Here is a 19,702-nt window from a genome sequence, read left to right on the forward strand (position 1 = left end):
GCCGCTTGAACCCGCGCGCGCCGCCGCTAGCTCGATCCGGGACGACGATCCTTTGCCCAGGATGCCCCCGATGCCCGCAGCCGCCCCTGCCCTGCCCCTTCTGTCGCGCGCCACCCTCGCGCGTGCCGCCCTGCCGGCGCTGATCGCGCTGGCGTTGTCGCCCGCTTTGTCCCCCGCCCCGGCCCGTGCCTTCGAGGCGGTGGTCGCGCGGGCCGGCATCCCCGATCCGGCGCCGATCGGGGCGGCGACCCTGCGCTGGCTGGGGCTGCCGGTCTATGAGGGGCGGCTTTACACCGCCCGCGGGCAAGAGTTCGACTGGACCCGGCCGATGGCGCTGGAACTGCACTACCTGCGCGGGTTCAGCCGCGAGGACATGCTCGACGCCACCCGGGCCGAGCTGGAGCGGCTGGAAGGCCCGCGCCCCGATCACGACGCACTGGTCGAGGCGCTCGCGCCCTGCTTTCGCCAGGTGGGCCGGGGCGACCGCTTCGTGGCGGCGATGCCCGCGCCCGACCGGCTGACCTTCTGGTTCAACGGGGCGCCCACCTGCGACATCGCCCGCCCCGGGATCGGCCCGCGCTTCCTGTCGATCTGGCTGTCGGACAACAGCCGCTCGGCCAGCCTGTCGCGCCAGCTGCGGGGCGAGGCCAACTGAGCCCGTCCGCCCGATGATCCGGACCGAAGCCAGCGCGGCGGCCGCGCAACCGGCGCGCCCGGCGCAGGTGGGGCTCTTCGCCCTGACCTTCGCCTGCGCGGGGCTGCCGCTCTATATCCACCTGCCGGCCTTCGCCGCGGCGGAACTGGGACTGCCGCTGGCGACCGTGGGCACGATCCTGATCGCGATCCGCATCCTCGACTTCCTGCAGGACCCGGCGCTTGGCTGGGTCACCGACCGCTGGCATCGCCGGCGCGGCGCCCTGGCGGCGCTGGCGCTGCTGCTGCTGGGGGGCGGCATCGCCGGGGTCTTCGCCCTGCCGCCCGACCCCGCGGCGGGGCCGGTGGTGCCGCGGCTGGTGCTGGCGCTGGTCATGGTCTTCACCGGATACAGCCTCGGCAGCATCCTTTTCTATGGCGAAAGCGCGCGGCTCGCCGGGTCGGGCAGCGCGGCCGCGCAATACCGGCTGGCCGCCTGGCGCGAGGGCGGGGCGCTGGCGGGCGTGATCCTCGCCGCCGCCGCGCCCGCGCTGCTGGCGGCGGTCGCGGGCGGATCGGGCTATGCCGCCTTCGGCTGGACGGTGGCGGCGCTGGCAGCGGTGACGCTCGCCACCACCGGCGCGCTGTGGCGGCAGCCGGGCCTGCCGGAACGGCGGTTCCGCATCGGCGACCTCGCGGGCAGCGGCGCGGGCTGGCTGGTGGGTCTGGCGCTGGTCAATACCCTGCCCGTCGCCCTGACCTCGACGCTGTTCCTGTTCTTCGTCGAGGACCGGCTGCGCCTGCCGGGGCTGGCCGGGCCCTTCCTGATCCTGTTCTTCCTCGCCGCGGGCCTGTCCGTGCCCGGCTGGTCGGCGCTGGCGCGGCGGTTCGGCGCGCGGCGAGTGCTGGCCGGGGCGATGCTCATGTCGGTTCTGGCCTTCGCGGGAACGGCGCTTCTGCCGCCGGGCGCGGCGCTGCCCTTCGCGCTGATCTGCCTCGCCTCGGGGGCGACGGTGGGGGCCGACATGGTGATCCTGCCCGCGCTTTTCGCCACGCGGCTGGCGGCGGCGGGGGTACAGGCCGGCACCGCCTTCGGCATCTGGTCCTTCGCGGGCAAGCTGGCGCTGGCGCTGGCCGCGGCGATCGCGCTGCCGATGCTCGACCGCGCGGGCTTCGTGCCGGGCGGGGCCAACGATCCCGGCGCGCTGCGGGCGCTGACCTTCGGCTATGCCATCCTGCCCTGCCTGCTGAAGGCCGCGACCGTCGCGCTGATCCTGACCCTGCCGCGCCGCCTGTTCGCGGGCTGAGCCGTCCCGGCCCGGCGCGCCCGCGCTTGACATCGCGCCCGCCGATGCCGCATCTGACGCCTGCTACGGTTTCGGCGGGCGACCGCCGATGAAAAGGGAACGGGGTGCGGGACGCGGGTCCCAAGGCCCCGGCTGCCCCCGCAACTGTCAGCGGCGAGCGACGGCCATCCGTGCCACTGGACCGACGGTCCGGGAAGGCCGGCCCGAGCACCGACCCGCGAGCCAGGAGACCTGCCGCAGCACCACCCATTTCCGGCGCGGGGCGCGTCCGGGAAGCGGTCCATCCGCAGTGGTGACTCACCGTCTGCGGAGGGCCGATGCGCTTCCGGAGACTTCGACAGTCCATGCGGGCACCGCCCGCCGCTTTGGAAGGCAAACCCATGTCCCGACCCCAGGTGTCGCCCCTCGCGCTCGCCGCCGCGCTGGCCGCCGCGCCCTTCGCCGCCCCGCTCGCCGCACAGGAGGCGACGCAAAGCTATCAGCTGGACCGGCTGCTGATCTCGGGCGGCCTGTCGCCCGTGCCCGCCGATGCCTATGGCCGCGCCTATACCGTCGTCACCGCCGAAGAGATCGCCAGCCGCGGCTTTGCCACCGTGGCCGAGGCGCTGCGCGCGGTGCCGGGCGTGTCCGTCGTGACCAGCGAGCCGAGCTTCGGCCAGATCCGCATCCGCGGGGCCGAGGCCAACCACACGCTGATCCTGATCGACGGGGTCGAGGCCTCGGGCGGAGGCGAGGCCTATGTCCTGTCGGGGCTGGAAACCGCCAACATCGCCCGGATCGAGGTGCTGCGCGGCCCGCAATCCGTGTTCTACGGTTCCAACGCCTCGGCCGGGGTGATCAACATCATCACCGACAAGGGGACGCCGGGCCTCCACTACGGCGGCACCGTGGAACTGGGCGAGGATGGCAGCGCGGGCTCCGCCCGGGTCAGCCAGCGCGGCGACCGGGGCGGCATTGCCTTCGCCATCGCCACGCGCGACGACGACGGCTATGACGTCTCGGGCGACGGGGGCGAGAAGGACGGGCTGGAACGCACCACCGCCACGCTGTCGGGCGATTTCGCCGCGACCGACGCGCTGACGCTGGGCTTCGCCCTGCGCAGCGCCGACGAGACCTATGACTACGACTCGTCCAGCTTCCTCGCCACCGATGCCGACAGCTATATCGTCGACGACCCGGTGCCGCGGGGCGAACGCGACGAACGCACGGGCGAGGTCTGGGCCGAACTGTCGACGCTGGACGGACGGCTGACGCACCGGCTGTCCTATGCGGAAAGCACGCTGAAATCCGCCTCCGAGGACGCGTTCGGCCCCTATGTGGCCAAGGGCGAGACCGAGGCGCTGAAATACCGCGCCAGCTTCGGCATCGACGGCACGGCGGACACCGCGAACCATCTGGTCAACGTGCTGATCGACCGCACCCAGGAACGCAATCGCGACAGCTATACCGACTGGCAGGACAAGACCGCGACCTCGGCCGCGCTGGAATATCGCGCCTTCCTGCAGAACGGGCTCGACCTGCAGGCGGGCATCCGGCACGACGACAACAGCGACTTCAAGGACTTCACCTCGTGGAACCTTGGGGCGAGCTACCGGATCGCGGGCACCGGGCTGCGGCTGCACGGATCGGCCGGCACCGGCATGGTCAACCCGACCTTCAGCGAGCTTTACGGCTTTCCGGGTTTCAGCGTCGGCAATCCCGATCTGCAGCCGGAAACCAACCGCAGCCTCGACCTCGGCATCGAGGCGACGCTGCTGGACGGGCGCGCCGTGGTGGACGTGACCCTGTTCGACGAGCGGATCGAGGATCTGATCGCCACCGGCTCCTGCGGGGTGGACAGCTGTTCGGTCAATATCGACGGCGAGACGGAACGCCGGGGGCTGGAACTGGCCGCGCGCCTGCAGGCCACCGATACGCTGGCGTTGCGGGCGGCCTATACGCGGCTCGAGGCGGAGACCGAGGCGGGCGATCCGGTGACCCGCGCGCCGGAGCATGAGCTGAGCCTTGGCGCCACGCTCGATGTGCTGGACGGGCGCGGCAGCCTCAGCGCCGACCTGCGCCATGTCGCGGGGCTGTACGACACCCAGTTCTGGACCTTCCCCTCGCGGATCGAGAAGCTGCCGGACTACACCACGGTCGATATGGCCGGCGGGTTCGACCTGACCGACAATGTCCGTCTGACCGCGCGGGTGACCAACCTCCTCGACGAGGACTATTCCGAATCCTGGGGCTATGCCGCGCGGGGCCGCACGGGCTGGATCGGCCTGTCGGCGAACTGGTAGGCGGGCATGGTGCGGGCGGGGATCCTGGCGCTGCTGATCGGGACGGCCGGGTTCCTGCTGTGGCAGGGGCCGGCCGCACCTGACGGGGTGCCGGCGGCCCTGCCGGCGGAACGGGCGGAGACGCCCCCCGTCCCCGCCCGCGTCGTGTCGATGAACCTCTGCACCGACCAGCTGGCGCTGCTGCTGGCGGCGCCGGGGCAGCTGGTCTCCGTCTCGCATCTGGCGGCGGATCCGCGCGCCTCGGCGCTGGCCGGGGCCGCGGCGGCGCTGCCGGCGAACCGGGGGCTGGCGGAACAGATCTTCCTGATGCGGCCCGATCTGGTGCTGGCCGGCAGCTTCAGCAACCCGGCCACGGTGGACCTGCTGCGCCGGCTGGGGGTGCGGGTGGAAAGTTTCGCACCGGAAACCGGGATGGAGGACATCCGCGCGGCGATCGCCCGGATGGGGGCCCTGCTGGGGCGGCAGGCCGAGGCGGCGGCGATGCTGGCCCGTTTCGATGCCGATCTGGCGCGGCTCGCCGCCGGCGCCCCGGCGCGGCGGCCGCGCGCGGCGCTGTACGACGCCAATGGCTGGACCTCGGGCGATGCCAGCCTCGCCGGCCAGATCCTGCGGCTGGCGGGTTTCGACAACGTGGCCGAGGCGGCGGGGCTGCATCGGGGCGGCACGCTGCCGCTGGAACGGCTGGTGATGGCCGATCCCGATCTGGTCGTGTCGGCGGCGCGGCGCCCCGCCGCCTCGCGCGCGGAAGAGGTGCTCGACCATCCCGCGCTGGCGGCGCTGGCACCGGGCCGGCATGTGACCACCGGCGCCGACTGGGTCTGCGGCACGCCCTTCGTGCTGCGCGCGGCGGCCGATCTGGCGGCGCGGCGGCCCGCCCTTGGCCTGGGGGGCTGACCGATGCGCCCCGCCCTGCTGTTTCCGCTGCTCGGCCTGACGGTGGCGCTGCTGTTCGCGGGGTCGCTGCTGACCGGGCCCGCCGCCATCGGCCTTGGCGACAGCCTCGCCGCCCTCTTCCGCGGCGAGGGTGAGGCGGTCGTGCTGGTGATGCGGGAAATCCGCCTGCCCCGCGCCCTGCTGGGGCTGATGGTGGGGGCGGCGCTCGGCGCCTCGGGCGCGGCGATGCAGGGGCTGCTGCGCAACCCGCTGGCCGAACCGGGGCTGATCGGCACCTCGGCCGCGGCGGCGCTCGGCGCGGTGATCGCGCTGCAGACGGGGCTTGCCGCGGCCTTCCCGCCCGCGCTGCCGCTGCTGGCGCTGGCGGGGGCGGTCGTGTCGGTGCTGGCGATCCTCGGCCTCGCCGGGCCGCGCGGCGGGTCGCTGACGCTGATCCTGGCCGGGATCGCGATCTCGGCACTGGCGGCGGCCTTCACCGCGCTGGTGCTGTCGCTGTCGCCCAATCCCTTCGCGGCCTCGGAGATCGTCTTCTGGATGATGGGCTCGCTCGCCGACCGGTCGATGCTGCATGTCTGGATCGCCCTGCCGGCGATGCTGGCGGGCGCGCTGTTGCTGGCCGGGACGGGGCGCGGGCTCGACGCGCTGACGCTGGGCGAGGATGCGGCGGCGACGCTGGGCCTGCCGGTGGCGCGGCTGCGGCTGGCGGTGGTGCTGGGCGTGGCGGCACTGGTGGGCGCGGCCACGGCGGTGGCGGGCGCGGTGGGCTTCGTGGGCCTGGTGGTGCCGCATCTGCTGCGCCGCGCGGTGGGGGCACGGCCCGCGCGGCTGGTCCCGGCGGCGGCGCTTGGCGGGGCTGCGGTGGTGCTGGCCGCCGATATCGCCGTGCGGCTGATCGCGCCCGACCGCGACCTGAAGCTGGGGGTGCTGACCGCGCTGGTGGGTGCGCCGTTCTTCCTGCACCTGATCCTGAAAAGCCGGGGCGAGCGCCCATGACCCTGCTCGCGCTCGACCGTCTGTCCGTCACCCGCGCCGGCCGCCCGGTGCTGGAGGGCGCGACGCTCACCATCGGCGCGGGCGAGGTGGTGGGGCTGATCGGCCCGAACGGCGCCGGCAAGACCACGCTGCTGCGCGCCGCACTGGGGCTGATCCCGGCCAAAGGGCACGCATCGCTGGCGGCGCTGCCGCCCGCCCGGCGCGCCCGGGCCGCGGCCTTCCTGCCGCAACAGCGCGACATCGCCTGGCCGATGCCGGTGGCGGCAGTGGTGGCGCTCGGCCGCGTCGCCCATGCCGGGTCCGCCGGTCCCGCCGACCGCGCGGCGGTGGAGCGGGCGCTGGCGGCGATGGGACTGGCGGACCTCGCCGCCCGCCCGGCGACCGAACTGTCGGGCGGCGAACAGGCGCGGGTGCTGATCGCCCGCGTTCTGGCGCAGGAGGCGCCGCTGATCCTGGCCGACGAGCCGGTGGCGGGGCTGGACCCGGCCCAGCAGATCGCCACGATGCAGGTCTTCGCCGCCCATGCCGCGGCCGGGGGCGCGGTGCTGGCCTCGCTGCACGATCTGGGGCTGGCGGCGCGGCACTGCACGCGGCTGGTGATGATGCAGGCCGGCCGGATCGTGGCCGACGGTCCGCCCGCCGCGGTGCTGACCGGGGCGCATCTGGCCCGGGTCTTCGGCATCCGCGCGCAACTGAGCGAGGGGCCCGACGGCCCGCTGTTCCAGACGCTGGGCCTGCTGTGACCTAGCCGCCGAACTTCTCGAGAAAGGCCTCCGCCGGCAGCGCCCGGAAATCGTCGAGCGCGGCGCGCAGCCGGTCGTGATCCCAGTCCCACCAGGCCAGCGCCATCAGCCGGTCGGCCACCGCCGCCGGGAACCGTTCGCGCAGCGGGACGGCCGGCACGCCCGCCACGATCATGTAGGGGGCGACGTCCCGGGTCACCACCGCGCCCGCGGCGACGATGGCGCCGTGGCCCACCGTCACCTCGGGCTTCACGATGGCGCCGTGGCCGATCCAGGTGTCATGGCCGATGACGGTGCGGCGCGACCGCCGATGCGCGAAGAACCCTGTATCCGGCCCCGCATCGTCCCAGTAATCGGCCGAGCGGTAGAGGAAATGATGCAGGCTCGCCGTGGTCATCGGATGGTCGGTGGGGCCGATCCGGGTCATCGCGGCGATATTGGCGAACTTGCCGATGCCGGTATTGGCGATATCGGCCTGCCGGTCGCAATAGCTGTAGTCGCCGAAGTCGGAATGCAGCACCCGGCTGCCCTGCCCCACCTCGCAATACCGGCCGAAGCGGCTGTCCACCACCTCGCAGCCCTCGTGGATCAGCGGCGTGTCGGCAGAGAGTTTCGGCATCCTATCCCCGGATCAGGCGGCGGCGCAGCCAGCCGGACAGCGTGTCCATCAGCATGACCACGATCACGATCAGCACGATGTAATAGGTGACCTCTTCCCAATCCTTCTGGGTGATGATCGCCTGTGTCAACAGCAGGCCGATACCGCCGCCGACGATGGCACCGATGACGGTTGCGCTGCGGGTGTTGGATTCAAGGTAATACAGCACCTGGCTCAGGATCACCGGCGCGACCTGCGGGATCACCCCGAAGCGGTTGCGCTGCAGCGCGCTGGCCCCGGTGGAGCGCAGACCCTCCACCTGCTTTTCGTCGACATTCTCCAGTGCCTCGGAAAAGAGCTTGCCGAAGCTGCCGGTATCCGTCAGCAGGATGGCAAGCGACCCGGTCAGCGGCCCCGGCCCGAAGGCGCGGCTGAGAACGATGGTCCAGATCAGCGCATCGACCCCGCGCAGGAAGTCGAAGATGCGGCGGATGCCGAACAGGACAGGGCGGTTCGGCGTGAAGTTGTGAGCCGACAGGAAGGCGAGCGGCACGGCGATGATCGCGGCCGAAATCGTGCCGAGGAAGGCCATCAGCACCGTTTCGCACAAGGCCCAGGCCACGTCCCGGTGCCGCCACATCGAGTTGTTCCAGAAGTCCGACCAGATCGCGGCGGCGTTCGACACGCCGGGGCGGACCTCGTCGTCCGAAAAGGCCATCCCGACCAGTTCGGTGAAGGACCGGCCGTGGAACGGGCTGTCGAGGGTGAAGAAGAACAGCTCCCACCCGAAGAAATAGCGGAAGACCTCGGTGCGGGCCTTGGTGACGGTCAGCCGGCCGCCCTCGGTCGTGATCATCACCCGGGTGTTCGAGGCGCTGATCCAGTCCGGCACCTCGCCATCGGGGGTGTCCAGCACGATGCCCGACTGCGCGGGGACGATCCGGTAGGTCTCGCCATCCACGGTGACGAAGCGCACATCCTCGGGCGCGATGGTCACGGTCTGGCCGTGGCCCAGCGTCACCACGGTCGTGCCCGCGCCGGCGGGGGTGACCCAGGCCGGCCAGGCGTCGGCGGGATAGGTGCCCTTGCGCTCGCCCTCGATGGCCACCTCGACGGCGCCGGTGCGGTTGTCGCGCTCGACATGGGTCTTGTGGCTGTACATGTCCGACAGCAGCACCGCGGCATTTTCGGGCCGGGCACGGGCGGCGAGGCCTGCGATGTCGAAGGCGAAGAAGATGTAGACCAGATAGGCCAGAACCAGCGCCGGCGCGCCGAAGGCGATCATCCGCTTGCGCGCGATCAGCCGTTCGGCGCCGCGGCGGGCGCTGGCCAGGTCGAAGCCGGCATCGGGGGTCGCGCCCGTCGTGAACGCCATGTCAGTGCCCCTTTACCAGTCGGTTGCGCATGTGGCTGGAAAACTGGTCGATCACCACGATGGTCAGGAACAACAGCAGGAAGATCGCGGCGGCGGCGTCATAGCGCCCCTGCCCCCAGCCGATGGCGATCTTCAGCTCGTATCCGATGCCGCCCGCGCCGACGAAGCCGAGGATCGCCGAGGCGCGCACGTTGATCTCGAACCGCAACAGCGCATAGGACAGCCAGTTCGGCGCGACCTGCGGGATCACGCCCAGCCACATCCGCTGAAACCAGCTGGCGCCCACGGATTGCAGCCCCTCGACCGGCTTCAGATCGGCATTCTCCGCCACTTCGGAAAACAGCTTGCCCAGGGCGCCGGTGGTGTGGAAGGCGATGGCCAGCATCGCCGGGACAGGGCCGCCGCCCAGCACGAAGATCAGCATCAGCGCGATCACCACGTCGGGGATCGCGCGCATGATGTCGAGGATGCGGCGGAAGACCGGGATCGCGCGCGGCCACAGCGACAGGCCCGGCGTCGCCAGCAGCGCCAGCAGGATCGCCAGCAGCGACCCGATCAGCGTCGAGACGGCGGCGATGTTCAGCGTCTCGATCAGCGCCGGGACATAGGTCACGAGGTTGGCGGGAAGGTTCGCCGCCTTCTCGACCGCCTCGGCCACCAGTTCGGAGGGGAAGTCGAGAACGCGGTGCAGCCCGTCGAAGAAGCCGCCCGCGTTGCGGTCGTTCGCCACCCGGAAGCCCGAGGCGAGCAGCGCCACGAAGACGATCATCAGGATGCCGGAATACATCCTGCGCCGGCGAACCATCGCCATGTAGTCGGCCTTGATGCCGCCCGCCGCGAGTTCCGTCATGCGCCTGCCTCCGGGGTCCGCCCGTCGCTGACGGGTCCGCCCACAAGAAAAGGACGGGCCGCCCGATAGGTGTCGGAGGCCCGCCCGCTCGTCATCGAAAACTCAGTTGGTCAGCTTGCGCGCGTCGATGATCGACTGATACTGCTCGTGCTTGACCGGGATGAAGTCCTTGGCCTCGCCGGCGGCGACGCCATAGGCGCAATCCGGGTCGGTCTCGTGCAGGTCGGCGACGATCTGGGTGACCGTGGCCTTGACGTCGGCGGGCAGCGCCTTGCGCAGGGCGACCGGGCCTTCGGGGATTTCCTTCGACTTCCAGATCTCGACCAGGTCGTTCATGTCGACCAGACCGGCGTCCACGGCCTTGCGCAGCGCGCCCGAGTTGTAGCCGTCTTCCCAGTTGCCCAGACCGTCGGCCCAGGTCACGCCGGCATCCACGTCGCCGTTGTTGACCGCGACGATGGTCTGTTCATGGCCGCCGGTGAACTTGACGTCGCCGAAATATTCACCCGGTTTCATCGAATAGCCGGCGGCGGTGATTTCCACGTTCGGGATCAGGTAGCCCGAGGTCGAGTTCGGATCGCCGAAGCCGAAGACCTTGCCCTTCATGTCCTCGAGCGAGGTGACCCCCGAGTCCTTGCGCGCGAAGCCGATCGAGTAGTAGCCGATCGAGCCGTCCACGTTCTGCTTGACCAGCACCGGCTCGACCGCTTCCGGGTCGGTCAGGTAGATCTTGGCATAGGACGAGGCGCCGAGCCAGGACACGTCGATGGTGCCGCCCAGCATGCCCTGGATCACGCCGTCATAGTCGGCGGGGGTGAAGATCTTGACCGGCACGCCCAGCGCCTCTTCCAGCTTGACGCGCAGGCATTCGTTCGAGGTCATGCGGTCCTGGGCGTTTTCGCCGCCCAGCAGGCCGATGTTGAATTCGGTGATGTCCTGCGCGACGGCCGGGACGGCGATCGCGGTGGCCAGCAGGGCGGCAGCAAGCGTCTTCATGGGTCTCTCCGGTTGTTGGCCTCGGCCCGTGGCTCGGGCCCGAGGGTGGGGATCAGTCTGCCAGCATCCGCTGGGCAAAGGCGGACTCGGCCGGCGCATTCGCCTCGAGCGTGTCGATCGAGGTCGAGGTGGCGGCCTCGGAAAAGCTGTCGTCCGCGCCGTAGATCTCGCGCGCGGCCTGGGTGGTCAGCAGGTCGGGGGTGCCGTCGAAGACGATCCGCCCGGCCCGCATCCCGATCACCCGGTCGCAATAACGCCGCGCGGTGTCCAGCGTGTGCAGGTTGGCGATGACGGTGCGGCCGTCCTCTTCGTGGATGCGGCGCAGCGCGTCCATCACCACCTGCGCGTTCATCGGGTCGAGCGAGGCGATGGGTTCGTCGGCAAGGATCACCTTGGGGTCCTGCATCAGCGCGCGGGCGATGGCCACGCGCTGCTGCTGGCCTCCCGACAGCGCCTCGGCCCGCTTCGGCGCCTGTTCGGCGATGCCCAGCCGGTCGAGGATGTCGATGGCGCGGTGGATGTCGGCGGTGGGCCAGAGGTTGAACATCGTGGCCAGGGTGCCCCGGCGGTTCAGCAGGCCGTGCAGCACGTTCGACACCACGTCCATGCGCGGCACGAGGTTGAACTGCTGAAAGATCATCGCGCATTCGCTCTGCCAGGCGCGCTTGTCGGCGCCCTTCAGGGCCAGCACGTCGCGGCCCTCGAACAGCAGCCGGCCGGCGGTCGCGTCGGTCAGCCGGTTCATCATGCGCAGGAAGGTCGACTTGCCGGCGCCCGACCGGCCGATGATGCCGATCATGCAGGGCCGGTCCACCGCGAAGGTCATGTTGTCCACGGCCGTATTCCGGCTGAAGACCTTGGTCACGCCTTCGACGCTGATCAGCATGGAGCCCCCGTTCCTGTCGGGGGCGGTCTACGGCCCCGATCAAACGGAGATGCTAAAATTCTGTGAATGTTTGATGACGCTCGCCCGCGTTTTTCTGCGCCGCGGCAGGTCCGGCCGCGCGGGGGCCGGCATCCGCGGGTCCTCCGCCCTGCGGGGGGACGGCGGTCGCGGCGGGGGAACGCATCCGCCGCGACCGGTCCCTCAGGCCCCGAGTGTCCGGGGGGCCCGAGAGTCTGAAAGCGCGCGCAGCGACAGCGCGGCACCGAGGACGACGAGGGCGAGGCCGATGGTCAGGAACATGCCCGGAATGTCCAGCGCCGCCACCAGCGGCCGCGTGACCAGCGGCGAGGCGAACTGCCCCGCGAAGAAGGCCGTGGCGAGGAAGCCCGCCGCCCGGCCCCGCATCGCCGCCGGCACCCGGTTCATCACGAAGGTCGTGTAGTTGGGCATGCCCGGCCCCATGCCGATGCCGATCAGCAGCACCCCGGCCACGATCCCGCCGACGCCATCCGACAGGCCGATCAGCGCGTGGCCCGCCCCCATGAACAGGAAGCTGCCGGCAAAGACCGTCATGGACGAGACGTGCCGCCGGATCCTGCCATAGAACAGCGACCCCGGCAGTGCCGTCAGCGTGCCCGCGGCCAGCACCATCCCCACCAGCAGGGTGTTGTCGATGCCGATGGTCTGCAGCCGGAAGGGCAGCAGCGTCGGGATCGCGTAGTAGGAGGCCATGAACAGGAAGGCGAGCCCGCTGGCAAAGCTGAAGACGCCCCAGGGAAACGGCCCCTCGGCCAGTTCGCCCGGTGCGACGTCATGCCCGCCCGGCCCGGCGCGGTGCCCGGCTTGCGCCGCCGCCTGCCGCGCATGACGCGCCAGCGCCACGATCGCCATCGCCGCGATCGGCAGCACCAGCAGGTAGACGGCGAAGGCCCCGCGCCAGTGCAGCCCGGCCAGCAGGCCGCCCGCCAGCAGCACGATGATGCCGCCCGCCGACATCGAGGCGCCCTGCAGCCCCATGAAGCGCGCCCGCGCCGGCCCGTGAAACAGATCGGCCGAAAACGCCATGGCCAGCGTCATCGTGCCGGCCACGCCGACGCCCAGCAGCGCCCGCCCGGCCAGAAGCTGCCACAGCTCGTCCGCGACCAGCCCCGAGGCGCCGCCCGCCGCGTAGAGGCCCGCCGAGATTCCCACCAGCACCAGCCGGTTGGTGCGGTCGGCCAGCATCCCGAACAGCCCCGCCGTCAGCATCACCGACAGCGAGGGCAGCGTCAGCAGCAGCCCCACCAGCGTGTCGATGCCGGGCGTTCCGGCGAAATGGTCGCGCAGCCCCGGCAGCGAGGGCGAGATCGTCGCATTGGCCATGATCGTCATCGCGGCCAGCATCAGCACCGACACGGTGACGAAGCGCCCCGGAACGGCCGATGCGGGCATGGAGGATGCGGGTCTGGACGCCGCGGGTCTGGACGCTGCGGGCGATGACGCCGAAGCCGCGGCTGCCGCCGGGGAGAGTGTTCCGGTCATGGGTCTGTCCTGTCGGGAAGATCGCGGGCCGCCGGGGCATCGTGACGCCGAAACGTCATGACGCGGGCACGCGAGCGATTATGCACTTGCGGCATAAAGGCTGGAACCGCTAGTGTTCAAGCCATCCATTCTTGAACAGTTTATGCAGTATCATGGATTATGACCTCGACCTGACCGCGTTGCGTGTCTTTCGCACCGTCGCGCGCGAACGTTCGTTCTCGAATGCCGCACGGCTGATGCGGGTTCCGAAGTCCACGGTGTCCAAGCGCGTGCGCGACCTCGAGGCGGGCCTGGGGGTGCGGCTTCTCGAGCGGACCACGCGGCAGTTGCGGCTGACGGCCGAGGGCACGGTACTGGCGGCACGGGCCGAACGTCTGCTGGGCGAGGCCGAGGATATCGCCCGCGCACTCAGCGCCTCGGGCAGCGCGCCGCAGGGGCATCTGCGGCTGGCGGTGCCGCAGCTGTTCGGCCAGCTGTTCATGGGCCGGATCGCTGCGGGTTTCCGCGCCCGCCACCCGGAAATCACGCTCGACATCGTGCTGCTGGACCGGCCGCCGGACCTGCTGGAGGAAGGCTTCGACGGCATGGTGCGGCTGGGTCCGCTGGAAGACAGCGGTCAGGCCGCCCGCCGTCTGGGCGAGGTGCATGGCGTCCTGGCCGCGGCTCCCGCGCTTGCCGCGGGCCTTGCCCTGAACGAGCCCGAGGATCTGCGCGACCTGCCGGCCGTGGTTCTCAGCCCCGCCGCCGCGCATGGATGGGAATTCGAGCGGATCGACCGGCCCGAGATCCGCCGCCGGGTCGATCCGGCGGCGGGGCTCGCCATCGGTTCGTTCCTCGCGCTGCGCGAGGCGGCGCTGGCGGGTGCGGGGGCGGCGCTGCTGCCCGATTTCCTGGTGCGGCGGGACATCGAACGGGGGCGGCTGGTGCATCTGCTGCCGGGCTGGATCGGCAACCGGCGCGAGCTGCATTTCGTCTATCCCTCGCCGCAATCGGCCACCGCCCGGCTGCGCGCCTTCATCGACCATCTGACCGAGGATCTGCGCGACAACGGCCTGGCCGCGGAACCCTGCGCCGTGGCCCTGCCGGATGGCCGGGACTGACACCCGGCGGGGCCACGGGGGGAAGCCGCCGATGCCGGCGGTGCCGATCTGGAAAAGGCGGGCCGCGGATGTTACATCGCCTTAATCATGCCAGATCGACCCCTCCTCGCCCGAGCCCCGCGCGCGCAGGCTGCGCCCGGTTCGCCGCCACCCGCGGATGCCCCGGACATGACCGCCCGCGCGGGCGAGGCCGCGGCCTTCCTGAAGGCGATGTCGCATGAGGGCCGGCTGCTGATCCTGTGCCATTTGGCGCAGGGCGAACGGTCGGTCACCGAACTGGAACAGCTTCTGTCGTCGCGGCAAGCGGCGGTCAGCCAGCAGCTGGCCCGGCTGCGGGCGGAAGGGCTGGTCCGCACAAGGCGCGAGGGCAAGGCGATCTACTATTCCCTGCATGACCCGAAGGCCGAACGGCTGGTGCAGCTGCTTTACGCCATGTTCTGCGAAGGGCGCTGAACGCCCCCTGCCGCGCCCACCGCCTCGCCCGCGGCCAAGGCCAGACCGTCGACCACGGCGGTGAAGGCCTCCGACCGTTCGACGGTTGCGGCGGGGCACAGGCGCGCGGCCTCGTCGGCCACCAGTCCCATCAGGCTCGACCCGCCGACGAGGATCACCCGGTCGACCGCGCCCGGTGCGATGCCGCCCAGGCGCAGCGTTTCCGCCGCCGCCGCCGCCAGATCGCCGCGATAGGCCCATAGCGCGGCATCGAGCGAGGCGGCCGTCACCGGCACCGACAGGCCCGGTTCCACCATCGCCATGTCCACCGCCGCCCCCGCCGCCCCGGCGTTCGCCGCGATCTTGCCGCGCTCCACCGCGAAGGCGAGGTCATGGCCCAGCTCCTCGTCCAGCACCGTGGCCAGCCGGTCCAGCCGGGTGCCGGGCGCGGCCAGCCGCACCATCCCCGCCACCATCCGCCGGGTATCGGGCGTGTAGAGGAAGGGGATCTTCGCCCAGGTCGCCAGATCGACGAAAACGGCGTTCGGCACCGGCAGCAGGCCCGTCCCCATCTCGCGCCGCAACTGCCCGCCATGGCCGAGGGCGGGCATCGCATGGGCCATCGACAGCGCATGGTCGAAATCCGTCCCGCCCAGCCGGATGCCGTGGCTGGCGACGATCCGCACCCCGCCTTTGGCCCCCGTCTCGAACAGCGAGAAGTCCGAGGTGCCGCCGCCGATGTCGACGATCAGCCCCAGCCCCGCGCCCGGCGCGGCCCGGGCCGCCGCCTCGGGTTCCGGCAGGAAGTCCACCGCCTCGAACCCCGCGGCCAGATAGCAGGCGCGCAGGTCGGCCTCGGCCTGCGCGTCGCGGGCGGCGTCGTTGGAGTGGAAATGCACCGGCCGCCCCGACAGCGCGCGGCGGAAGGGCCGGCCCGCCGCCGCCTCGGCCCGCAGCCGCAGTTCCGCAAGGAAGGCCGCGACGATGTCGGCCAGCGTCCGTCGCCGCCCGCCGATCAGCCGCGATTCATGCAGCAACGTGGTGCCCAGCACGCTTTTCAGCGCGCGCATGTAGCGCCCCTCCTGCCCCGCCACCAGCGCCTCCGCCGCGGCGCTGCCGATCCGCATCGCCCCGCCCGTGGCCGGGAAGAACACCGCCGTCGGCAGGGTTTCCGCCCCGGGTTCGATCGCAAGCCGCCGCACCCGCCCGTCCTGCAGCACGGCGGCGGCGGAGTTCGAGGTGCCGAAGTCGACGGCAAGCGTGTCGGTTGCAGCTGTGGCGGTCATGGTCGCACCCTTGGGGAAGGGCGCGCTGGTAGCGCCTCGCGGGCCGCGATGCAAGCGGGCTCAGCCGGCCCGCCTCAGCCGGCCTTGTGCAGCGACTGGAACAGCCGCGGGTCGAGGCTTTCGGCCGCGAAGGTCGGGCCTTCCGTCAGCACGCTGACCGCATCGTGGGAATGCAGTGATTCCTGATGGCTGGCCACCACCCGGAAATCGCCCACGCGCGGATCGGCCAGCAGCTGCGCCGCGAAGCTGCGCGCCGCATCCTCGACGAAGATCGGATGCGCGGCGTTCAGTTCGGCGAAGGCCTGTTCATCCTCGCGCTTGACCATCACCTGGGTCTCGGTCGGGACCGCGGCGCGAGCCATGTCGATCAGATCCTCGAACCACAGGCAGGACTTGCCCACCGACTCGACCGACAGCCGCGCCACCGACCGCTGCGAGTGCGGCGTGGCCAACTGGCCGCGCGTGGCCCGCGCATGTTCCGACAGTTCCAGCGAGCAGGGGCAGGTCGAGCTGTAGACATAGTCGAGATGCACGATGCGCTTGCGCTGCCCCGCCGTTTCCACCAGTTCCAGCGCGATGTCGTAATACTGCCAGCCCGACAGGCCCGACCGCAGCGAGGCCACCCGCAGGGGGAAGCTGAACCGCATCTGGATGCGCGCGTCAAAGCTGCCCAGATCGGCCTTGTAGTCATCGAGCGCCGCCTCGATCACGTCGAAGCTGAAGGTGCGTTCGGAATGGGCATAGAAGGACCGCATGATGCGGCTCATGTTGATGCCCTTCTTTTCCGCCTCGAGGCTGACGGTGCCGGTGACGCTGGTTTCCAGCGTCAGGTCGCCGCCGTCGCGCGTATGGACCCGCAGCGGCAGGCGGAAATTCGAGATGCCCACATGCTGGATCATCGCGGGCGCCCCCACGATCAGGCTGGACGGGCCGTTCTGCAGGTCCGGCAGGGTGGCGCGATAGGCCTCGGTCGCGCGGAATTCGGCCGGATACTGCCGCGCGAGGTCGGGATAGGACCCGGCCGGCGCCGACCCGGGCAGCAGCCGCGCCACCACCGGATCGAGCGTCGCGATCTCGGCCTCGGTCGCGGTGCCGGCCCAGCGGCGCAACAGCGCCAGCGCCTCGGCCGCCTCGCCGCGCGAGGGGTCGCGTTCGATCACGCTCTGGATGTTCATGGCCTGTCCCTTCCCGAAACCGCCCGGCACCGCCGGTGCCGGCCTTGCGCCGGCACCGCGCGCACTATGTGGGGGCGGCGCGGCGCTTGTCCAACCTCTTGCGACCTCCTACGCCGCGGCTGCGGCACCGGATCAGTGCCGCAGCGGGATCAGGCCTGCGCCAGCGCCTGCGTCAGGTCGGCGATCAGGTCGCCCGCATCCTCCAGCCCCACCGACAGCCGGACCAGGCCCGGCGTGATCCCCAGCAGCGCGCGCTGATCCTCGGCCAGACGCTGATGGGTGGTGGTGGCCGGATGGGTGGCGATGGATTTCGCGTCGCCGAGGTTGTTGGAAATCTTCACGATCTCCAGCGCGTTCAGCACCCGGAAGGCCGCGTCGCGCCCGCCCTGCACCTCGAAGCTCAGCATCGTGCCGAAGCCGCCCATCTGCGCCGCCGCGATCCCGTGTTGCGGATGGCTCGCCAGCCCCGGATAGATCAGCCGGCCGAGCTTCGGATGCCCCTCCAGCGCGGCGGCGATGGCGGCGGCGGTGTCGGTTTGCGCCCGGACCCGCAGGTCCAGCGTCTGCATCCCGTTCAGCATCAGCCAGGCGTTGAACGGGCTGAGCGCCGCGCCCGTGTGCTTCAGATAGGGTTCGGCCACCTTGCGCACGAACTCCTTCGTGCCGCAGATGACGCCGCCCAGTGCCCGGCCCGCGCCGTCGATATGCTTGGTCGCGGAATAGACCACGACATCGGCGCCCAGGGCCACGGCCCGGCTCCAGACCGGGGTAGTGAAGACGTTGTCGACGATCACCGTCGCGCCCGCGGCATGGGCCAACTCCGCCACCGCCTTCAGGTCCACGATCTCCAGCGTGGGGTTCGACATGGATTCGAAGAACACGGCCTTGGTGCCCGGCGTCACCGCCGCCTGCCATTGCGCGATGTCGGTGCCGTCCACATAGACGACCTCGACCCCGTAGCCCGCCAGCCAATCGAGCACATAGAGGCAGGAGCCGAACAGCGCCCGGGCCGAGACCACGCGGTCGCCCGGTTTCAGGAAGGCCGCCAGCGCGCCGTTGACCGCGGCCATGCCGCTGGCGGTGGCGAAGGCATCCTCGCAGCCCTCGACCGCGGCGATGCGTTCCTCGAACATCCGGGTGGTGGGATTGCCGTAGCGGGCATAGATGAACTCGTCGGCCCCGACCTCGATGAAGCGCGCCTCGGCCTGTTCGGCGCTGTCATAGGCGAAGCCCTGCGTCAGGAACAGCGCCTCGGCCATCTCGCCATACTGGCTGCGGCGCGTCCCTTCGTGGACGAGCTTCGTGCGGGTCTTCCAGTTGCGGTCGGTCGTCATCGGCAGGTTCCTTCGGCCTTGGCACCCCCGGCGGGGGCGGCGGCCGCGCCGGCACGGGCCGGCGGCATCCTCCGTCCTCTTTAGCGGATTGTTTAACGTGGCCCGCAATCGGGGCAAATCGCCACGTCTGCCCCGATAGCGCCGCCGGCAGGTCCGGTCAAGGGCGGCGGCGGCCGCGGCCGGTTTGCCACAGGCCGGGGCCGTCATGCCGCTGTGATCTGCCGGTCATGCTGCCGTCGCAGCATCCATCTAGATGTAGCGGCAGCTTCGTTCGGGACCGCACCCCATGCCGCTTTTGCAGGTCAACGCGCTCGGTTCGCAGCCGGTGGCTGCGGGGGGGGACTCTGACCTCGTCGCACGGATCGCCGCCCATGCCGCCCGGCTGGCCCCCGGCGCGCCGGTCACGGTGATGATCCACGGCTTCCGCTTCTCGCCCTTCTCGGCCCCGCACAGCCCGCATGAACATATCCTGTCGCTGGACCCGGCCGAACCTTGCGCCCGCGTGCCGTCCTGGCCCCGCCATCTGGGCTTCGGCCGCGATCCGGCGGCGGGGCTGGCGGTGGCCTTCGGCTGGCATGCGCGCGGCACGCTGTGGCAGGCCTGGGCCGAGGCGCCGCGCGCCGGGGCGGCGCTGGCCGCGCTGATCGGGATGCTGCGCCGGGCCCTGCCCGACCGGCCGGTGGACATCGTCGCGCATTCTCTGGGCGCGCGGGTCGCGCTGGCGGCGCTGCCGCTGCTGGCTTCCGGCGACGTGGGGCGGATGGTGCTGATGACGGCGGCAGACCTGCGCGCCCGCGCCGCCGCCGCCATCGACACGCCGGCGGGCCGGGCGGCGTTGGTGCTGAACGTCACCACCCGCGAAAACGACCTGTTCGACGCGGGGCTGGAACTGGCGGTGGCAGGCGGCCTGCGCCGGGGGCTGGGCCATGGCCTGCCCGCGCCGCGCGCCAACTGGATCGACCTGCAGCTGGACCATGACCGGACGCCCGCGGCGCTGGCCGCGCTCGGCATCCGGCTGGGCGCGCCCGCCCGCCGCATCTGCCACTGGAGCGCCTATCTGCGCCCGGGCATCTTCGCGCTCTACCGCGGCATCCTGCATGACCGCGACCGGTTCGACGCGGCCCGTCTGCGCGCCGCGCTGACCGGCAACCATGCCCCGCGCTGGTCGCGCCTGCTGCCGCGCCCCACGCTGCGGGCGCCCTTCGCCGGGCTCGGCAGCCCGCAGGCCTGATCCGCGGCGGCAGGCCCGGGGCTTGCGCGCGGCCACCGACCGGCGTTCACTGGCGCCGACGCGCAG

18 protein-coding genes and 2 riboswitches are annotated in these 19,702 nt (G+C 71.5%); of the genes, 9 read left to right on the top strand and 9 right to left on the bottom strand.

Annotated features, from left to right (window positions below):
* Positions 1-70 precede the first annotated feature (70 nt).
* The 6 genes from EEY80_RS07750 (at position 71) to EEY80_RS07775 (ending at position 6,852) form a co-directional block, all read left to right on the top strand.
* A complete protein-coding gene (locus EEY80_RS07750) occupies positions 71-655 on the top strand; it encodes a chalcone isomerase family protein (protein WP_126976016.1) in 585 nt (194 codons plus the stop codon).
* Positions 656-668: 13 nt separating this feature from the next.
* The gene (locus EEY80_RS07755) at positions 669-1,940 is read left to right on the top strand and encodes an MFS transporter (protein WP_126976017.1); all 1,272 of its coding nucleotides are present in this window, start codon (positions 669-671) and stop codon (positions 1,938-1,940) included.
* Positions 1,941-1,989: 49 nt separating this feature from the next.
* Positions 1,990-2,193, top strand: a riboswitch (cobalamin riboswitch).
* Between the two features lie 127 nt (positions 2,194-2,320).
* Positions 2,321-4,222: a TonB-dependent receptor plug domain-containing protein gene (locus tag EEY80_RS07760; RefSeq protein WP_126976018.1), complete on the top strand. Its 1,902-nt coding sequence runs from the start codon at positions 2,321-2,323 to the stop codon at positions 4,220-4,222.
* 150 nt (positions 4,223-4,372) lie between these two features.
* Entirely contained in the window at positions 4,373-5,116 is a 744-nt protein-coding gene (locus tag EEY80_RS07765) for an ABC transporter substrate-binding protein (protein WP_407920725.1), read from the top strand.
* A 3-nt stretch (positions 5,117-5,119) separates the two neighbouring features.
* On the top strand, positions 5,120-6,109 hold the full coding sequence (locus EEY80_RS07770) for a FecCD family ABC transporter permease (protein WP_126976020.1): 990 nt from the start codon (positions 5,120-5,122) through the stop codon (positions 6,107-6,109).
* Positions 6,106-6,852, top strand: coding sequence for an ABC transporter ATP-binding protein (locus EEY80_RS07775; protein ID WP_126976021.1), 747 nt, complete (start codon positions 6,106-6,108; stop codon positions 6,850-6,852). The genes EEY80_RS07770 and EEY80_RS07775 overlap by 4 nt, the downstream gene beginning before the upstream one ends.
* Before the next feature lies 1 nt (position 6,853).
* Here the strand turns inward: EEY80_RS07775 and EEY80_RS07780 are convergent, their stop codons facing one another.
* From EEY80_RS07780 to EEY80_RS07805, 6 genes are all read right to left on the bottom strand, one after another.
* Positions 6,854-7,471: an LbetaH domain-containing protein gene (locus EEY80_RS07780; protein ID WP_126976022.1), complete on the bottom strand. Its 618-nt coding sequence runs from the start codon at positions 7,469-7,471 to the stop codon at positions 6,854-6,856.
* A gap of 1 nt (position 7,472) precedes the next feature.
* Positions 7,473-8,825, bottom strand: coding sequence for a phosphonate ABC transporter, permease protein PhnE (gene phnE, locus EEY80_RS07785; protein ID WP_126976023.1), 1,353 nt, complete (start codon positions 8,823-8,825; stop codon positions 7,473-7,475).
* Position 8,826: 1 nt separating this feature from the next.
* On the bottom strand, positions 8,827-9,675 hold the full coding sequence (phnE, locus tag EEY80_RS07790; RefSeq protein WP_126976024.1) for a phosphonate ABC transporter, permease protein PhnE: 849 nt from the start codon (positions 9,673-9,675) through the stop codon (positions 8,827-8,829).
* 102 nt (positions 9,676-9,777) lie between these two features.
* Positions 9,778-10,671, bottom strand: a complete 894-nt coding sequence (gene phnD / locus EEY80_RS07795) for a phosphonate ABC transporter substrate-binding protein (RefSeq protein WP_126976025.1) — start codon at positions 10,669-10,671, stop codon at positions 9,778-9,780.
* A gap of 52 nt (positions 10,672-10,723) precedes the next feature.
* Positions 10,724-11,557, bottom strand: a complete 834-nt coding sequence (gene phnC, locus EEY80_RS07800; RefSeq protein WP_407920722.1) for a phosphonate ABC transporter ATP-binding protein — start codon at positions 11,555-11,557, stop codon at positions 10,724-10,726.
* Positions 11,558-11,758: 201 nt separating this feature from the next.
* On the bottom strand, positions 11,759-12,988 hold the full coding sequence (locus tag EEY80_RS07805; protein ID WP_164738183.1) for an MFS transporter: 1,230 nt from the start codon (positions 12,986-12,988) through the stop codon (positions 11,759-11,761).
* 242 nt (positions 12,989-13,230) lie between these two features.
* Between EEY80_RS07805 and EEY80_RS07810 the strand changes: the two genes are divergently transcribed.
* Both EEY80_RS07810 and EEY80_RS07815 read left to right on the top strand, forming a co-directional pair.
* Positions 13,231-14,178 (top strand): LysR family transcriptional regulator, encoded by a 948-nt coding sequence (locus EEY80_RS07810; protein WP_126976027.1) that lies wholly within the window; start codon positions 13,231-13,233, stop codon positions 14,176-14,178.
* A 168-nt stretch (positions 14,179-14,346) separates the two neighbouring features.
* Positions 14,347-14,631, top strand: a complete 285-nt coding sequence (locus EEY80_RS07815) for an ArsR/SmtB family transcription factor (protein WP_126976028.1) — start codon at positions 14,347-14,349, stop codon at positions 14,629-14,631.
* Here the strand turns inward: EEY80_RS07815 and EEY80_RS07820 are convergent.
* The 3 genes from EEY80_RS07820 to metZ form a co-directional block, all read right to left on the bottom strand.
* Positions 14,604-15,896: an Hsp70 family protein gene (locus EEY80_RS07820; protein WP_126976029.1), complete on the bottom strand. Its 1,293-nt coding sequence runs from the start codon at positions 15,894-15,896 to the stop codon at positions 14,604-14,606. The genes EEY80_RS07815 and EEY80_RS07820 overlap by 28 nt on opposite strands.
* Before the next feature lie 74 nt (positions 15,897-15,970).
* Positions 15,971-17,071: a GTP cyclohydrolase FolE2 gene (gene folE2, locus EEY80_RS07825; RefSeq protein ID WP_126976030.1), complete on the bottom strand. Its 1,101-nt coding sequence runs from the start codon at positions 17,069-17,071 to the stop codon at positions 15,971-15,973.
* 149 nt (positions 17,072-17,220) lie between these two features.
* Complete coding sequence (gene metZ / locus EEY80_RS07830) at positions 17,221-18,405, bottom strand: O-succinylhomoserine sulfhydrylase (protein WP_126976031.1); 1,185 nt, start codon at positions 18,403-18,405, stop codon at positions 17,221-17,223.
* Between the two features lie 59 nt (positions 18,406-18,464).
* Positions 18,465-18,540, bottom strand: a riboswitch (SAM riboswitch).
* A gap of 151 nt (positions 18,541-18,691) precedes the next feature.
* Between metZ and EEY80_RS07835 the strand changes: the two genes are divergently transcribed.
* The gene (locus tag EEY80_RS07835; protein ID WP_126976032.1) at positions 18,692-19,636 is read left to right on the top strand and encodes an alpha/beta hydrolase; all 945 of its coding nucleotides are present in this window, start codon (positions 18,692-18,694) and stop codon (positions 19,634-19,636) included.
* The last annotated feature ends 66 nt before the right edge of the window (positions 19,637-19,702 follow it).

Source organism: Frigidibacter oleivorans (genome assembly GCF_003993775.1).
In the GTDB taxonomy this organism is placed as follows: domain Bacteria; phylum Pseudomonadota; class Alphaproteobacteria; order Rhodobacterales; family Rhodobacteraceae; genus Frigidibacter; species Frigidibacter oleivorans.

Bases quoted from the DNA above. Each gene is read 5' to 3' on its own strand.
- EEY80_RS07750 (WP_126976016.1), top strand. From the start codon at position 71: ATGCCCGCAGCCGCCCCTGCCCTGCCCCTTCTGTCGCGCGCCACCCTC.
- EEY80_RS07755 (WP_126976017.1), top strand. From the start codon at position 669: ATGATCCGGACCGAAGCCAGCGCGGCGGCCGCGCAACCGGCGCGCCCG.
- EEY80_RS07760 (WP_126976018.1), top strand. From the start codon at position 2,321: ATGTCCCGACCCCAGGTGTCGCCCCTCGCGCTCGCCGCCGCGCTGGCC.
- EEY80_RS07765 (WP_407920725.1), top strand. From the start codon at position 4,373: ATGAACCTCTGCACCGACCAGCTGGCGCTGCTGCTGGCGGCGCCGGGG.
- EEY80_RS07770 (WP_126976020.1), top strand. From the start codon at position 5,120: ATGCGCCCCGCCCTGCTGTTTCCGCTGCTCGGCCTGACGGTGGCGCTG.
- EEY80_RS07775 (WP_126976021.1), top strand. From the start codon at position 6,106: ATGACCCTGCTCGCGCTCGACCGTCTGTCCGTCACCCGCGCCGGCCGC.
- EEY80_RS07780 (WP_126976022.1), bottom strand. From the start codon at position 7,471: ATGCCGAAACTCTCTGCCGACACGCCGCTGATCCACGAGGGCTGCGAG.
- phnE (WP_126976023.1), bottom strand. From the start codon at position 8,825: ATGGCGTTCACGACGGGCGCGACCCCCGATGCCGGCTTCGACCTGGCC.
- phnE (WP_126976024.1), bottom strand. From the start codon at position 9,675: ATGACGGAACTCGCGGCGGGCGGCATCAAGGCCGACTACATGGCGATG.
- phnD (WP_126976025.1), bottom strand. From the start codon at position 10,671: ATGAAGACGCTTGCTGCCGCCCTGCTGGCCACCGCGATCGCCGTCCCG.
- phnC (WP_407920722.1), bottom strand. From the start codon at position 11,557: ATGCTGATCAGCGTCGAAGGCGTGACCAAGGTCTTCAGCCGGAATACG.
- EEY80_RS07805 (WP_164738183.1), bottom strand. From the start codon at position 12,988: ATGCCCGCATCGGCCGTTCCGGGGCGCTTCGTCACCGTGTCGGTGCTG.
- EEY80_RS07810 (WP_126976027.1), top strand. From the start codon at position 13,231: ATGGATTATGACCTCGACCTGACCGCGTTGCGTGTCTTTCGCACCGTC.
- EEY80_RS07815 (WP_126976028.1), top strand. From the start codon at position 14,347: ATGACCGCCCGCGCGGGCGAGGCCGCGGCCTTCCTGAAGGCGATGTCG.
- EEY80_RS07820 (WP_126976029.1), bottom strand. From the start codon at position 15,896: ATGACCGCCACAGCTGCAACCGACACGCTTGCCGTCGACTTCGGCACC.
- folE2 (WP_126976030.1), bottom strand. From the start codon at position 17,071: ATGAACATCCAGAGCGTGATCGAACGCGACCCCTCGCGCGGCGAGGCG.
- metZ (WP_126976031.1), bottom strand. From the start codon at position 18,405: ATGACGACCGACCGCAACTGGAAGACCCGCACGAAGCTCGTCCACGAA.
- EEY80_RS07835 (WP_126976032.1), top strand. From the start codon at position 18,692: ATGCCGCTTTTGCAGGTCAACGCGCTCGGTTCGCAGCCGGTGGCTGCG.